Source organism: Actinoplanes sp. NPDC049548, assembly GCF_040676695.1.
Lineage (GTDB): Bacteria > Actinomycetota > Actinomycetes > Mycobacteriales > Micromonosporaceae > Actinoplanes.
This window is the reverse complement of sequence record NZ_JBFAPM010000007.1, coordinates 19149-33694: the sequence shown is the minus strand read 5'-3', so window position 1 is coordinate 33694 and position 14546 is coordinate 19149. Positions and strand designations below refer to the sequence as shown.

The window sequence follows — 14546 nt, the reverse complement described above, 5'->3', positions numbered from 1 at the left end:
GCCCGAGGTGGCGCTTTCCCCGCTCGCGCGGCCTGCCCGGGGTGGCGCTTCATCGGGCGCTGCTGCAGTCGCCTTTCCGGGGCCTGGCTGATAGCGCTCACACCGCCGGCGCGGACCGCCTGGTCCGCGCCGGCTCCTCACGTCCTGGTCAGACCCTCCCGGCCGGGTAGCCGGGAGCGGCGGCGACTCAGCGTCCGTGCGCCGCCCGATAGGCGCTGCTGACGCTCTGCGGGATGCGGCCGCGCTCCGAGATCTGGTGCCCGTGCTGCGCCGCCCATTCGCGGATCAGCCTGTTCTCGTCGCGGCTGCCGGCCGTGCGCGCCGGTGCCGTCCGGCCCGCCCCACGCCCCGAAGAGGAACGGCCGATTCGGGTGCCCGCGGCGATGAACGGATCCAGCGCCTTGCGGAGCTTGCCGGCATTGGCCTCGGACAGATCGATGGTGTACGCCGTGCCGTCGAGGCTGAACTCCACCGTGCGATCGGCCGGCTTTCCGTCGATGTCGTCGATGAGGGTGGTGATTACCTGCCGCGCCATAACGACTCCTGAGAAGAAATCCGAAGAACCGGGGTCAGTGTGGCGTGCGATGCACTCCGCGCGCAACAGTTCTCCCGGAGTTCACAGAATATCGCCGACGCCGGGCAATTATCGAGGCATGGCTCCAGTAAATGCGACATCGTTATTGGCGCACAATCCGCGCCGCCCCGGCCCGGGATGCGTCACGAAGCGATCACAACCCGCGCTGGGCTCGGCCCGCTGATCGGCGTTAGGGTCATCGCCATGGACGCCGACGACGACCGTGCCACCCCGCACGCCCCGCGCCGGCCCACCGCCGCAAGCCGATCCGGTGGCGCAAGCGAATCCGGCGCCATAAGCCGGTCCACGGCCGCAAGCGCGCCCGGTGCCGGAAGCCGCCCCGGGGCTGTCAAGCCGGCCGCCGGGCAGGCAGCGACGACGGCCGGGCACGCCGCCAAGCCGGCCGCCGGGCACGCAGCGACGACGGCCGGGCACGCCGCTACGCCGGCCGCCGGGCACGCTGCCGCGCTCGAGGCGGGCCGGGCCGCCGAGGCGAAGGAGGCGGGCGCGCTGCTCGCCGACTTCGTGCGGCGGGCCGCCGGCAAGGGCCTGCCGCCCGGACCCCTGCGGGCGACGTCGTACGACGGCCGCTCGACCTACCGCACGACGCTGCACGGCTGGTATCTGAAGAAGAACCGGTCGGTGGCCGTCGGCGCGGACGGCGGGTACTACGTCCTGACCGTGCCTTCGTCGCTGCGCGCCCGGTTCTCGGGCGCCGACGTGCCGCCCAGCACCCCCCGGCTGGTCGTCGGCGCGGGAGGCGGCGACGGCGAGACCATCCCCTTGGCGCTCCTGCTGGAGCGTCGTCTCGAAGCAGGAGCCGTCTGGCCGTGAGCCCTGGCGACACCCCATCCCCGACCCCGCGCCGCCTGGTGGCGTCCCTCGCAGCCGCGTTCACCCTGAGCGCCGCCGCCCTTGCCGCGCCCGCGCCGGCTGCGGCCTCCCTCGCGGCCACGACGAGATATCCGGCGCAGGCCGCGGCGGGCCTGCCGGCACGAGCCGCGACGCCCGCCGGAGCGAAACCCGCGGTGCAGGCCGCAGGGAACCCTGCAGCGCAGACCGCTCGGAATCCCGCAGCGCAGGCCGCGGCGCCCGCCGTGCCGTGCCCGCGGCCGGACGTGAAGCCGCCGCCGGGGCGGCCGCCGCGCCCGACCCCGCCGAAGGACGACCCGGTCCTGCGCGCGGTCGGCGGCGACGCCCTGGCCACCGACGGGCTGGTGGTCCCGCCCGGGGCGAAGCGGCCGCCCGCGCTCACCGCGACCAGCTGGCTGGTCGCCGACCTGGACACCGGTGAGGTGCTGGGCAGCTGCGGCCCGCACGTCTACGGCACCCCGGCCAGCGTGCAGAAGCTGCTGCTCGCCGCGACGGTCATGGACCGGCTGGACCCCAAGAAGACGATCACCGTGACCGAGGGCGACCTCGCCATCGAGCCTGGCAGCTCGGCCGTCGGGCTGCTCAAGGGCGGGCGGTACACGATCGCGACGCTGTGGCTGGGGCTGCTGCTCAACTCCGGCAACGAGGCGGCCAACGCGCTCGCCCGGCTGGGTGGCGGCGCGGGTGGGGTTCCCGCGACCGTGGCGGCCATGAATGCCGAGGCGAAGCGGCTGGGGGCGTACCAGACGCATGCGGTGACGCCCTCGGGGCTGGACGGGCCCGGGCAGTTCACCAGCGCGTACGACCTGGCGCTGATCGCGCGCAAGTGCTTCGCCGACGCGGAGTTCCGCAAGTACGCGCTGACCCGGACGGCGCAGATCCCCGCGCAGAAGCAGCTCAAGAAGGGCGGCTTCCAGATTCAGAACGAGAACAAGCTGATCTTCAACTACCCGGGTGCGCTCGGTGGCAAGACCGGCTTCACCCAGCTCGCGCGGCACAGCTATGTCGGCGGTGCCGAACGCGGCGGGCGCCGGCTGGTCGCGACCCTGCTCGGCGCCGAGGCTCGGCCGCTGCGTGGCTGGCAGCAGGGTGCGGCCCTGCTGGACTGGGGTTTCTCACTGCCCCGGGACGCCTCGGTGGGCAAGCTCGTCGCTCCCGACGGCCCGGAGACCAAGGGTACGGCGACCGGCGCGAGCGTGGCCCCGCTGGCGGAGAAGCGCCCCGCTCCCGCACCGGCCGCCGCCCGCGCCGCTTCCAGCTCTGGGCTGCCGTTGGGTGCGGCCGCCGCCATCGCCGTCATCCTGGCCGCCACGCCGTTGCTGCTCCTGCTCACCCAGCGGCGTCGCCACCGGGTGCGCCGCCGCCCCGCCGGGAGGGCACGCCCTACGTCGCGATGAGGCCGAAGACCCAGATCACCGCGATGCCGAGCGCCGCGGCGAACTCCACGAGCAGGGACAGGCCCACCGCCTGGAGGGCCTGCCGGGTCGACGGCCAGGCCTGACCGGGGCCGAGGCGCAGCCGCTCGGCCAGGAAGAGCCCGAGGACGAAGCCCAGGACCAGGCCGACCACCGGCACCACGAAGAAGCCGACCACCCCCAGCAGCCCGCCGGCCACCAGGGAGGACGTCGGCACGCCGGTGCTCTTCAGGCGACGGCCGGGCCAGAGGTACTTCACCACCGTGCCGCCGACCGCGATCACCGTGGCCAGCGCCAGCACCGCCCACCGGCCGCCGGATGCGTCGCCGAGCAGCGCCCACAGCAGCACGGCGGCCCAGCAGAGCAGCAGGCCGGGCAGCACCGGGATCACCACGCCGAGAACTCCCGCGACCATGGCGACGGCGGCGATGAGGGTGACGGTCGTACCGGTGTCGCCGAGGTCCATGGGACCAGCCTGCCGTAGCCGTGCCACAACCCTCAACCGGCGGGTGCGCCGGCCGATGGACACTCAGCGCCGCCCGACCCCCGGACGGCGCGGGTGAGGCGAGGAGGTCCGGTGGCACGCAGCGTCCTGGCCGTCGGCGCCCTTCCCGGCGATCTCGAGCTCGGCTGTGCGGGGACGCTCGCCGCGCACCGGGCGGCCGGAGATTCCGTGACCATGCTCGTGCTCTCCTGCGACGGGCCGGAGCATCCGCTGACGCGGCGTACGGAGGCGTCCGCCCGCGCCCTCGACTGCCTGCTGGTGTGGGGGCCCGAGGCGGCCGAGCGCCGGCGTACCGCGGATCGGCGGGACCGGGTCCGCGGCGGCGACCGGCGTACCCGGAATCTGGGGGTCTGGGACGGCGCCGCGGTCGCCGCGATCGAGAACGTGCTCACCGGCGTCGACGCCGACGTCATCTACGCGCCCGCGCCGGAGGACTCCGACGCCGGGCGGCGGGCGGCGGCCGTCGCGACCGTTGCCGCGGCCCGGCACAGCCGCCGGATCCTGCACTACCCGGGTGAGTCGACGCTGCGCTTCGGGGCCGCCTGTTTCGTCGACGTCACCGCGCACCTCGAGCGGAAGCTCGAGCTGGTGGACGACCCGGAGCTGGCCACCGCCACGGCCCGGCACTACGGCGCCCAGGCGCGGGTGCGCTACGCCGAGGCGTTCGCTCCCGAGCGCTTCCTGTGGGACCTCTCCGCGGCCGCTTGAGGAAAAGAGACGAAGCAACCAGGCGGCAACTCTCCGCCACCGGAACATGTACCCCTGGTCACCCAAAGTTTCTCCCTGTCAGCCGGTGCCGCCCACCAGCCGCGGGCCACCGACGAAAACCGGGGGAAACGACATGACCAGCACCATGACCGCCGCAGTTGCCGACTTCGACGCCGACACCGCGACCGCCGTGCCGGCCCTGTCCGCCGTCGAGCAGGAAGAGCTGATCCGTACGCACATGCCGCTCGTCGGCCACCTGGTGCGTGACATGCTCACCCGCATCCCGAACCACATCCACCGCGACGACCTCACCAGCGCCGGCCTGCACGCGCTCGTGACCGCCGCCCGCGGCTGGGACCCGACCCGCGGCATCCCGTTCCACCGGTTCGCCACCACCCGCATCCGCGGCGCCATCCTCGACGAGCTGCGCTCGCTCGACTGGGCCACCCGCTCGGTGCGGACCAAGGCCCGCGCGACCGACACCACCCGCCAGAACCTGACGACGACGCTCGGCCGGACCCCCACCGCCGAGGAGCTCGCGCAGGCACTGGGCACCACCACGACCGACCTGCACCAGACGGACAACGACGTGCAGCGCGCCACCGTGCTGTCCCTGCAGGGCTTCACCACGAGCAGCGCCGACGACCTCGTCACCGAGCCGGCCCCCGGCCCGGAGGACATGCTGCTGCGCCGTGAGCAGATCGGCTACCTGCACCACGCGATCGACTCGCTGCCCGAGCGGCTGCAGTACGTCATCACCGAGTACTTCCTCAAGGAGCGCCCGATGGCGGAGATCGCCGCCGACCTGGGTGTCACCGAGAGCCGCATCTCGCAGCTGCGCGCCGAGGCGCTGGCGCTGCTCAAGGACGGCCTGAACACGCACCTCGACCCGCACCTGGCGCCGGTCCCGGAGAACCCGGAGAGCATCACCGCGCGTCGCCGCGCCGGCTACTACGCCGCGATCGCCGGCAACACCACGATGCAGTCCCGCCTGGCGATGACCAACGCCTACGGGCACACCCCGTACGCCGCCGGCGCGGCCTGACGACAAGTTCCTGGGAAAGGGGCCGGCGCTCGTGCGCCGGCCCCTTCTCGCTGTCACGCCAACGCGTTGAGGACCTTCGGCAGGTCCGCGGTGTGCAGGACGCCGAGCCGCCGCGTCGCCCGGGTGACCGCCACGTACAGGTCGCTGAGACCGCGGGGGCTCTCGGCGATGATCTCGTCCGGCTGCACCACCAGCACGCTGTCGAACTCCAGGCCCTTCGCCTGACGCACGGTCATCAGCACGATGTGGTTGCGCAGGTCGGGCTGCTCCCCCACGGCCGCCCCGGGGACCGCCGCCGTCAGCGCGTCGCCCAGCGGGCCCTCGAGGGCCGTGGGAACCAGGACACCGACCCGGCCGTCCGGCACCGTGGCCGTCTCCCGGCGTACCGCCGCGATGAGGTCGTCGGCGAGCGTCTCCGGCCGTGTCCGCGTCGCCCACGGGACGCTTCCGGACTCCCGCACCGATCGCGGGGGCTGCAGCGACGGGTCGACGGCGGCCAGCACGTCGGCCGCGACGGCCATGACCTCCGCCGGCGTGCGGTAGTTGACCGTCAGCTCGACGAGCCGCCAGCGCTGGCCCACGTACGGCTCGAAGGCCTGGTCCCAGGTGGTCGTACCGGACAGCTCCCCGGTCTGCGCCACGTCACCGACCACGGTCATCGACCGGCTCGGGCAGCGGCGCATCAGCAGCCGCCACGCCATCGGCGACAGCTCCTGGGCCTCGTCGACGATCACGTGCCCGAAGACCCAGCTGCGGTCCGCGGCGGCTCGCTCGGCCGCCGTCCGGGTGTCGATCACCTCGTGCCGCTCGACGAAGGCGCTCGCGTCCACCACGTCGATCGCGGAGAGGATCTCCTCCTCCTCGTCCTCGAAGTCGAGCGAGCGGGATCCCTCGACGATCTCGAGCACGCCCTCGGCGTACTCGATGGCCTGGCTCCGTTCGCGCGCCGCGGCCCGCGCCCTGAGGGTGTCGTCCACGCCGAGCAGCTCGGCGAGCTCGTCGAGGAGCGGGACGTCGGCGGGGGTCCAGCGCGCCGCACGGTCGCGCAGCAGCAGCGCGCGATCCTCGGGGCTCAGCTCCGCCGCGGCCGACTCGAGGCGGTCGGCGTCGCTGAGCAGGTCGCGCAGGACCTGCCGCGGGGTCAGCACCGGCCACAGCTCGAAGAGGGCCCGCTGCACGTCCTCGTCCTCGCGCAGCTCTCGGCGCGTCTCCGCGAGGTCGGCCTCCTCCAGCAGGTTGTCGCCGCCGAGCGGGTCGGCGCCGATCCGCTCGGCGATCTGCAGCGACAGGGCGTGCACCGCCTCGGTGACGAACAGCTGCCGGGCCACGTTGTGCGGGCGGCCGGAGCGGCGGGCGGCGGCCCGGGCGTCCTCGCAGACGGACCGCTCGATGCGCAGCGGGTAGCCGTCGTGGTCGACCTCGACGTAGTCGTCGGGCACGGTCTGCCGGTCGGCCACGGCCCGGGCCAGCACGTCGGCCATGGCGAGCCGGCCCTTCAGCGCCGCGGTGGCCGCCGGTTCGCTCGCCCGGGCCGTCACGCCCGGGAACATGTCGCCGAGGGTGGCGAGCAGCACGCCGGTCTCCGCCAGCGACGGCAGCACCTGGGAGATGTAGCGCAGGAATGTCGCGTTCGGACCGAGGATCAGCACGCCCTGCTTGGTCAGCTGGGCGCGGTGGGTGTAGAGCAGGTACGCCGCCCGGTGCAACGCCACCGCGGTCTTGCCCGTACCCGGGCCGCCCTGCACCACCATCACGCCCGCCAGCCCGGACCTGATGACCTCGTCCTGCTCGGCCTGGATCGTCTCGACGATGTCGCGCATCCGGCCGGTGCGCCCGGCGTTGAGCGCGGACAGCAGCGCCGCCTCGCCGGTCACGTCCTCGCGCCCGCCCGCTCCGCCGGCGTCGAGGTCGAGCACCTCGTCGTCGATCCCGGTCAGCTCGCGGCCCTTGGTCCGCAGGTGGCGGCGGCGCGTGACCCCCTCGGGGGACACCGCCGTGGCGAGGTAGAACGGCCGCGCGGCGGGCGCGCGCCAGTCGACCAGCAACGGATCACGGTCCCGGTCCTCGGCGAAGATGCCGAGCCGGCCGATGTAGCGCGGATTGTCCGCCGCGAAATCCAGGCGGCCGAAACACAATCCGTTCTCGACGGCATTCATCTGGGCCACCTGCTCGGCCCAGTGACTGCGGGTGGCCTCCCGTTGCGAACGGCCCTGCGGCGTGCCGCCGGCCTCGAGGAGGATCGCGCGCAACCGCTCGGCGGCCTGCTCACGGAGCTGGTCGAGGCGGGCGTAGAGGGCGGTCAGATAGGCCTGTTCGGACTCGATGTCATCGTTCCGCAAGGTGTCCGTACCGTCGGCGGAGCTTGACAAAACCACTCCCTATCGTGGTAGCATTCGCAAGTCCGCGGCCATTGATGGCCGCTTTTTTGTTGCCGTGCAAACGCTCAGAATAGCCGATGCCCGGTCGCCGGGCGACCACGTGAGCGAGGTTACGGCGAACTCCGACACTGTCAGTAATCCGTCACCATCGGCCCTTGCCGTTACGTGCGAGCCGGTCCCGGGTTGAACCGGGTCATGAACCACAACCACCCGATCCGGCGTGCCGGCGCCCTGGTCCTCGTCGCCGTCGCCGCACTCGCTTTCAGCTCCGCCTGCTCCGACGACGCCGACGACGCACCCGCCGGCAACGCCGCCGCGGCCGCGGCCGGCGGCCCCGAGCCGAAGACCATCGAAGGCGCGAAGGCCGCCGCGCAGACCGTTTTCGACCGCTTCAGCGGCGGCGACTTCGGCGGCGCGTGGGAGATGTACACCGCCGCCGGCAAGGCCGCCATCAGCAAGGCGGACTACGTCAAGCTCAACGAGGCGTGCTCGCGCAAGGGCCTCGCCATCCAGCTGACCAGCGCGCGCATGGAGGGCACGGACAAGGCCGTCGTCATCGCCAAGCAGCTCGTCGCCGCGCAGTCGTACACGATGGTGTACGAGCAGAACGCCTGGCGGCTCGAGCCGGCCAAGGAGGGCCTGGCCCTGTACGCCAAGGGCGCCGACAAGGCCATCGCCGCCCAGAAGAAGGCCGGTACCTGCGCCAACGCCTGATCCCACCGAAAAGCCCCGAGGCCCGGTCACCGCACGCAGGAGCGGTGACCGGGCCTCGGGCGCGTCCTCAGGCCGCTACCGGCAGGCCGTCCGGTCCGGTGACCGCCAGCCGGTCACGCAGCGTGCCGCGCGTCGCGATCTGGTCGTAGTACGCCGCCCGCCGCCGCGCCACGCACCCATCCTTGGGCGCCGCGGCCAGGCTCGGCTCCAGGTGCGTGTTCAAGCCGTCCTTGAGCAGCGACAGCGCCTCGGCGCGCAGCTGCGACACCCGCGACTCGGTGACGCCGAGGTCGGTCGCGATCTGCGCCATCGGCCGCTCCTCGAAGAAGTAGCCGATGATCACCGCGCGGAGCCGGTCCGGCAGCACGTCCACGGCGTGCCGGAGATAGCCCAGGCGCTCGCGCCGGATCAGCATCTCCTCCGGTCCGGCACTCGGCTCGGTGACCATGTCGTCGGCCGCGGCCGTCGCGAAGCCCTGCAGGCTGAACACCACCGCGCGCTGCACGTCGTCGTCCGCCGCCTCGATGTCCTCGACCGAGCAGCCGAGCCGGTCGGCGACCTCGGCGACCGTCGGCGTGCGGCCCAGCTCGGCGGTCAGCTCCTGGCGCGCCGAGTCGGTCCGGCGGGCGCGCTGCCGCACCGACCGGCTGGCCCAGTCCAGCCCGCGCAGCTCGTCGAGCAACGCGCCGCGGACCCGGGCCGCGGCGAACCGCGCGAACGGTACGCCGCGGGAGTCGTCGAAGCCGCGTGCCGCCGCGACCAGCGCCGCGTACCCGGCCGAGAGCAGGTCGTCCCGGTTCACGTGGGACGGCACCCGGGCGAGCATCTCGCGGACCAGGTGCCCGACGAGGGGCATGTGCGCCCGTACGACGTCCTCGCGACGGCGGTCGACCTGAACAGCACCGCTCATGGGGGGTCTCCTCAGAGGTACCTGGCCGGGTCGGGGGGAGACACCGGCACTGAGGAGAAACGGTCCGATCCACGAGGTGCAGGACGGGTCACAGTCGGGTGCAGCGGGGTTGCGGTCGGCGGGCGCGTACACTTGATCTCGCGGTCACGACCTGTTCTGCCTCGGGCCGCGTTACGGATCGGCCACCACGCGCCGCGACCCGTGCGGTCTGCGCCGGGCAGGACGACCCCTTCAGACGTTCGGAGTTCTCACCCACATGCCGTCATTCACCGACCTCGGCCTGCCCGCCGAGCTCACCACGGTGCTCGCCGACCTCGGCATCACCACCCCGTTCCCCATCCAGGCCGCGACGCTGCCGGACTCGCTGGCCGGCCGCGACGTGCTCGGCCGCGGCCGCACCGGCTCCGGCAAGACGTACGCGTTCGTCCTGCCGGTCGTCGCCCGCCTCGCCCGGTCCCGCACGCCGCGCCGCCCCGGCCGGCCGCGGGCGCTGATCCTCGCGCCGACCCGCGAGCTCGCCAGCCAGATCGACGCCACCCTCGCCCCGCTCGCGACCGCGATGGGCCTGCGCACGCTGACCGTCTTCGGCGGTGTCGGGCCGAACCCGCAGATCAAGGGCCTCAAGGCCGGCGTCGACGTGCTCGTGGCCTGCCCGGGCCGGCTCGCCGACCACCTGCAGAGCGGACACGCCAGCCTGGACGCGGTCGAGATCACCGTGCTCGACGAGGCCGACCACATGGCCGACCTGGGCTTCCTCCCGGTCGTCCGGCGCCTCATGGACGCCACGCCCCGCGACGGCCAGCGGATGCTCTTCTCCGCGACGCTGGACGGCGGCGTCGACGTGCTCGTCAAACGCTTCATGAGCAAGCCGGTCACCCACCACGTGGACGCCGCCGCCGAGGCGCCGGTGGAGATGGCCCACCACGTCCTGCACGTACGCCACGACGACCGTTTCCCGGTGCTCGTCGACCTCGTCGCCGCGCCGGGCCGCACGGTGGTGTTCACCCGTACGAAGCGGCGCGCCAAGACGCTGACCCGGCAGCTGGTGGCTGCGGGCGTACCGGCCGTGGAGCTGCACGGCAACCTCGCGCAGAACGCGCGCAACCGCAACCTGTCGGCGTTCTCCGACGGCAGCGCCCAGACGCTGGTGGCGACCGACATCGCCGCGCGGGGCATCCACGTGGACGACGTCGCGCTGGTGATCCACGCCGACCCGCCGGTGGAGCACAAGGCGTACCTGCACCGCTCCGGGCGTACGGCGCGGGCCGGCGCGCAGGGCACGGTCATCACGCTGATGACCGACGACCAGCAGGGTGACGTGCGCGACCTGACCCGCAAGGCGGGCATCAAGCCGACGACCACGAAGGCGCGGCCGGGCGACGCCCTGCTGGCCCGGCTGGCGCCGGGTGAGCGCAGCTTCACCCCGCCCGCGGCACCGGCCGCCGAGGAGCCGGCCGCACCGGCCGGCGGTGCCCGTCCGGGCCGTCCGCGCCGGGGCCGCGGGCGAGGCGCGAGCCGTCCCGCCACGGCGACCCACGACCAGGCCGCTCCCGCCACGGGCGGCGGCCGGGGCCAGGCCGGCGCCCAGTCACAGGGCGGCCGGGGCCAGAGCGCCCGCGGCGGTCAGCCGGCCCGCGGTGCTCAGGCGGCTCGCCAGGGTCAGCCTCGCGCCCGGCGGTCGGGCGCGACGGGCTCCACTGCGGTGCACACCAGCGAGTCCGGCGGCGCCGCCGCGTTCTCGGCGGGCACCCGCGTCGGCGGGCGCCGCGGCCGCTAGCCCCTAGACCGGCGGGCTTTTGAGCAGGCAGAACTCGTTGCCTTCGGGATCGGCGAGGACGGTGAACCCCTCCTCGCCGGTCTGGCCCACGTCGGCCCGCCGGGCGCCGAGCGCGAGCAGCCGCTCCACCTCGGCCGCGTGGTCGCCGTCAGGGGAGACGAGGTCCGGGTGGTTGCGGTTCTTGCCGGACTTCGGTCCGGCCGACGCCTGCAACCACACCGGCAGCGCCCCGGGCACGGCCTCGTCCGGCGGATAGAGCTTCGCGGAGCCGTCGTCACCGGCCTCGACGCGGTAGCCGAGCGCCGCCGACCAGAACCGGGACATGACGCCGATGTCCTGCACGTCCAGCGTCCACTGCGCGATGCGACTGGTCATCGGCTCCCGGTACCCCGCTCAGGCGCGGGTCACACAGCAGTCCACCACGACGGCCACCTGGCGGCCGATGATTCCCCGGCCCGCCTTGACGCCGGCGGCGACCCGGTCGACGGAGGCGGTCGCGCGGAACCGGTAGCCGTCGACCATCGGCGTCACCTCCACGATGGTCAGGCCGATGGGCGTAGAACCGCCGCGGACGCTGAGCACGCCGTCGAGCCGTACGCCCGAAGCGGTACGCGTGATGCCGCTGCTGCGGAACCCGATCGACGGGTGCGCGTCCGCGGCGAGGAACCGCCGGCCCCGGATGTCCCGGTCCCGGCGCGGGTCGTCGGTGGTGAAGGAGGCCGCGTCCAGCTCCACGGACGCGGTGGACCGGTCCCGGTCGGCGGCCACGACCACCGTTCCGGTGCGTACGGCGAACGTCCCGTCGACCGGCTTGAGGCCGAAGGCGTGGGTGGCGGTGAACCGGACCGTCGACCGGCCGGTGTCGATGCGGTAGGTGCCGGGTGTGATCGCGCTCTCGAGGCGCAGGGTGTCGGTCATGCCTCGAGCCTCGTCGCCGCGGCTCGATCGGACCTCAGTGCCAGTGCTGAGAAACGGTACGTACCCAGGCCGCGACCTGAGTGCGGTTGGTCAGGCCGAGCTTGGCCAGCAGGTTGCGGACGTGGGTCTCCACGGTCCGCTCGGACAGCACGAGACGGTCGGCGATGGCCCGGTTGGCGAGTCCGTCGGCGACCAGGTGCGCGATCTCCCGCTCCCGGGCGGTCAGGGCGCCGGTTCCCGCGCGTACGCCGGCGGTCTCGTCCACCAAAGCCTGCCCGTCGGCTGCGACCCGGGTCATGCCCAGCCGGCGCGCGATGGCCACGGCCTGCCCGGCGGCCTCGCGCGCCCGCTGCCGGTCCCCCGGTGCGGCACGCGCCACCAGCGCCCGGGCCTGCCCGAGCCGGGCGTGCGCGAGGAACGGCGGCGACCCGGCATCCATGGCCACCGCGGCCTCCAGGTGGGCGACCGCCGTGTCGTGCTCGCCGAGCCGGGAGGCGATCACGCCGAGCGGGCGTGCCGCCGCGCCGTAACAACTGGTCGTGGTGTTCAGGTGGAAGTGGGCGTAGCGCACGGTCCGCTCGTAGCACTCCCGGGCGGCCTCCTCGTCGCCCAGCGATGCGGCCAGCTCCCCCGCTGTGACGAGGATGTAGGTGCGCTTGCCGTCCCTGGGCAGCCCGGCCAGCGCCGGCCGCAGGCTCTGCCAGCTCTCCGCCACGACGTCGGTCAGGCCCGCGTCCAACGCGATCCGGCCGAACTGCGCCGCGGCGACCGGGACCTCGTGCATCGCCGCGCGCAGCGGCACCGCCTCGTCGAGGAACCGCTCGCTGCGTCCAGTGTGGAATGCCAGGTCGGCGGTGAAGGCGTGGAACACCGTGGCGGCCGCCCGGTCCTGCATGCGGACCGCGAGCTCCCGGCCCTCCAGCGCCAGCCGCTCGGCCTCGGTGAAGAGCCCGGCCAGCAACGCCCGCGTCGCCCGGGCCCGCAGCAGGTGCCAGCGGGCGAGCGGCCAGCCCAGCCGGTCGGTGAGCGCGGCCAGCCGGGTGGTCTCGGCATCCGCGGCGGCCTGGTCACCTGCCATCAGATGCAGGTCGATGAGCCAGGTACGGGCCCAGAGCTCGGCATCCGGCAGCCCCAGCGCACAGCCGCGGTCAGCGAGCGCATACGCCTCCGCGGGGTCCTCGAAAGGGTCGACGACCTGGTGCCGGGCGTGCACGGCGGCGGCCACGTCCTGCACGTCCGCCGAGCGCTCGGCCAGTGCCATCGCCTCCGCGCTGATGGCGTGCGCGCGCTGCAGGTCGCCCGCCTCGGCGAGCTGGAAGGCGTACTGGGCCAGGACGCGGGGCCGGCGGCCGGCCAGGGCGATCGCCCGCTCGCAGAGCACCAGCACGGCAGGTGTGGCAACGCCGCGGACCACCAGGGCGGCTTCCACGGCGAGGCTGGGACCGCCCGCGTCGAGCACCGCGGCGCAGTCGGCTGTCGCCAGGTCCAGGCGGCCGTCGGCGTACGCGGCCCGGGCGCGGGCGAGCAGGTCGGCGGGGTCGGCGCCGAGGTCGGCCGCGTGGCCGTACCAGCGCACGGCCTCGGCGAAGTCGAGTCCGCGGGTGGCAGCGGCCGCCGCGTCCCGGCAGGCCGCCACCGCCGCCGCGACCGACGGCGGGTCGACGGCGGCCCGGACACGGTGACGGGCCACCTCGCCCGGTTCGGCCTGGGCTCCCAGCGCGTCGGCCAGGCGGTGGTGCCACGCGATCCGCTCGCCGCGGGCGAGTCCGGCGTAACGCGCCTGCCGGACCAGCTCGTGCGCGAACCGCAGCCGGGCCGGGCGCCACGGATCCTCGGTCAGCACCCGCGCGTCGAGGGCTTCGGCGAGCAGGGCGTCGACCGTGTCCGGGTGTGGTGCGGCGGCGCGCAGCACCGCCACATCGATCTCGGTACCCAGCGCCGCCGCACCGCCGAGCAGGTCCCGGCATCCCGGGCTGAGGTCCGCCAGCCGCCGCTCCACCAGCCCGCGCAGCTCCGCCGGCACATCGACCGGTCCGGCGGGACGGTGCAGCCGGTCCGCGCGGACCAGGCGGCGCACCACCTCCCGGACGAACAGCGGGTTGCCGCCGCTGAGCCGGTGCACCTCGGCGGCCCAGGACGGGTGCACCGGCCCGGCAGCCCGGTCGGCCAGCCACGCGCCCACGGCGGCCGGGGTGAGCGGTTCGAGTCGCAGCACCTCGGCGCCGGGCAGGTCGGGCGCCTCCCGGGCGGTGCCGACGACGAGCAGCCGCGATCCCGAGATCTCCGTGCAGAGCAGCCGCAGCAGCGCCATCGAGGCGGCGTCGGCCCAGTGCAGGTCTTCGAGGACGAGGACGAGGTGACCGGCGTCGCGCAGTGCCCGTACCGTCCGCTGGGCGACCCGGAAGCGGGTCGCGGCCGGCGTCTCCCCCTCGGCGGGCGTCGCGGTCAGCAGGTCCGGCAGCCCGGGAGCGTCCTCGAGCAGGCGCAGCCACGGCCACCACGCCGGGGCACCCTCGTCGGGAACCGCCCGTCCGGTCAGGACCGTCGCACCGGCCGCCCCGGCACGCGCCACGGCCTCCTCGACCAGGGCGGTCTTGCCGATCCCCGCCTCGCCCGTGACCAGCACGGCCGCGCCCGCCCCGGCGGCCGCGGCGGCCCGCAGCCGGTCCAGGGTGACGATCTCGGGCACCCGCGCGACGAGACCCACGCCGACAGGGTATTCCCCCGCC

The 14546-nt window shown here is 74.3% G+C and carries 13 protein-coding genes; 6 read left to right on the top strand and 7 right to left on the bottom strand.

The window, feature by feature from the left end; all coding sequences use genetic code 11:
- Nucleotides 1-187: 187 nt before the first annotated feature.
- On the bottom strand, nt 188-535 hold the full coding sequence (locus tag AB0J80_RS15755) for an Lsr2 family protein (RefSeq protein WP_364705137.1): 348 nt from the start codon (nt 533-535) through the stop codon (nt 188-190).
- Nucleotides 536-778: 243 nt separating this feature from the next.
- Between AB0J80_RS15755 and AB0J80_RS15750 the strand changes: the two genes are divergently transcribed.
- On the top strand, nt 779-1408 hold the full coding sequence (locus tag AB0J80_RS15750) for a hypothetical protein (protein WP_364705136.1): 630 nt from the start codon (nt 779-781) through the stop codon (nt 1406-1408).
- A gap of 194 nt (nt 1409-1602) precedes the next feature.
- Entirely contained in the window at nt 1603-2844 is a 1242-nt protein-coding gene (locus tag AB0J80_RS15745; RefSeq protein WP_364705647.1) for a serine hydrolase, read from the top strand.
- On the opposite strand, the gene AB0J80_RS15740 is transcribed toward AB0J80_RS15745, so the two are convergent.
- Nucleotides 2831-3328 carry a DUF456 domain-containing protein gene (locus AB0J80_RS15740; RefSeq protein WP_364705135.1) on the bottom strand — a complete coding sequence of 166 codons (498 nt, stop codon included), beginning with the start codon at nt 3326-3328 and terminating at the stop codon, nt 2831-2833. The genes AB0J80_RS15745 and AB0J80_RS15740 overlap by 14 nt on opposite strands.
- A gap of 111 nt (nt 3329-3439) precedes the next feature.
- Here AB0J80_RS15740 and AB0J80_RS15735 point away from each other — a divergent pair, with 111 nt between their 5' ends.
- Together AB0J80_RS15735 and AB0J80_RS15730 are read left to right on the top strand one after the other, a co-directional pair.
- A complete protein-coding gene (locus AB0J80_RS15735) occupies nt 3440-4075 on the top strand; it encodes a PIG-L family deacetylase (RefSeq protein WP_364705133.1) in 636 nt (211 codons plus the stop codon).
- 133 nt (nt 4076-4208) lie between these two features.
- Nucleotides 4209-5120 (top strand): FliA/WhiG family RNA polymerase sigma factor, encoded by a 912-nt coding sequence (locus AB0J80_RS15730; RefSeq protein WP_364705131.1) that lies wholly within the window; start codon nt 4209-4211, stop codon nt 5118-5120.
- 53 nt (nt 5121-5173) lie between these two features.
- On the opposite strand, the gene AB0J80_RS15725 is transcribed toward AB0J80_RS15730, so the two are convergent.
- Complete coding sequence (locus AB0J80_RS15725; RefSeq protein WP_364705129.1) at nt 5174-7489, bottom strand: AAA family ATPase; 2316 nt, start codon at nt 7487-7489, stop codon at nt 5174-5176.
- Nucleotides 7490-7693: 204 nt separating this feature from the next.
- On the opposite strand from AB0J80_RS15725, the gene AB0J80_RS15720 reads away from it, so the two are divergent.
- Nucleotides 7694-8212 (top strand): hypothetical protein, encoded by a 519-nt coding sequence (locus tag AB0J80_RS15720; RefSeq protein ID WP_364705128.1) that lies wholly within the window; start codon nt 7694-7696, stop codon nt 8210-8212.
- Nucleotides 8213-8279: 67 nt separating this feature from the next.
- Here the strand turns inward: AB0J80_RS15720 and AB0J80_RS15715 are convergent, their stop codons facing one another.
- Nucleotides 8280-9122 (bottom strand): sigma-70 family RNA polymerase sigma factor, encoded by an 843-nt coding sequence (locus AB0J80_RS15715; protein WP_364705126.1) that lies wholly within the window; start codon nt 9120-9122, stop codon nt 8280-8282.
- A gap of 256 nt (nt 9123-9378) precedes the next feature.
- Here AB0J80_RS15715 and AB0J80_RS15710 point away from each other — a divergent pair, with 256 nt between their 5' ends.
- Entirely contained in the window at nt 9379-10899 is a 1521-nt protein-coding gene (locus AB0J80_RS15710) for a DEAD/DEAH box helicase (protein ID WP_364705125.1), read from the top strand.
- Between the two features lie 3 nt (nt 10900-10902).
- Here the strand turns inward: AB0J80_RS15710 and AB0J80_RS15705 are convergent, their stop codons facing one another.
- Genes AB0J80_RS15705 through AB0J80_RS15695 form a run of 3 tightly spaced genes read right to left on the bottom strand, consistent with a single transcriptional unit; the run spans nt 10903 to nt 14524 of the window.
- Nucleotides 10903-11274: a VOC family protein gene (locus tag AB0J80_RS15705; RefSeq protein WP_364705123.1), complete on the bottom strand. Its 372-nt coding sequence runs from the start codon at nt 11272-11274 to the stop codon at nt 10903-10905.
- 18 nt (nt 11275-11292) lie between these two features.
- Nucleotides 11293-11817, bottom strand: coding sequence for a YceI family protein (locus AB0J80_RS15700; RefSeq protein ID WP_364705122.1), 525 nt, complete (start codon nt 11815-11817; stop codon nt 11293-11295).
- Nucleotides 11818-11851: 34 nt separating this feature from the next.
- The gene (locus AB0J80_RS15695; protein WP_364705121.1) at nt 11852-14524 is read right to left on the bottom strand and encodes an AAA family ATPase; all 2673 of its coding nucleotides are present in this window, start codon (nt 14522-14524) and stop codon (nt 11852-11854) included.
- Nucleotides 14525-14546: the final 22 nt, after the last annotated feature.

Coding starts and splice junctions, on each gene's coding strand:
- AB0J80_RS15755 (WP_364705137.1), bottom strand. CDS start 535: ATGGCGCGGCAGGTAATCACCACCCTCATCGACGACATCGACGGAAAG.
- AB0J80_RS15750 (WP_364705136.1), top strand. CDS start 779: ATGGACGCCGACGACGACCGTGCCACCCCGCACGCCCCGCGCCGGCCC.
- AB0J80_RS15740 (WP_364705135.1), bottom strand. CDS start 3,328: ATGGACCTCGGCGACACCGGTACGACCGTCACCCTCATCGCCGCCGTC.
- AB0J80_RS15730 (WP_364705131.1), top strand. CDS start 4,209: ATGACCAGCACCATGACCGCCGCAGTTGCCGACTTCGACGCCGACACC.
- AB0J80_RS15720 (WP_364705128.1), top strand. CDS start 7,694: ATGAACCACAACCACCCGATCCGGCGTGCCGGCGCCCTGGTCCTCGTC.
- AB0J80_RS15715 (WP_364705126.1), bottom strand. CDS start 9,122: ATGAGCGGTGCTGTTCAGGTCGACCGCCGTCGCGAGGACGTCGTACGG.
- AB0J80_RS15710 (WP_364705125.1), top strand. CDS start 9,379: ATGCCGTCATTCACCGACCTCGGCCTGCCCGCCGAGCTCACCACGGTG.
- AB0J80_RS15705 (WP_364705123.1), bottom strand. CDS start 11,274: ATGACCAGTCGCATCGCGCAGTGGACGCTGGACGTGCAGGACATCGGC.
- AB0J80_RS15700 (WP_364705122.1), bottom strand. CDS start 11,817: ATGACCGACACCCTGCGCCTCGAGAGCGCGATCACACCCGGCACCTAC.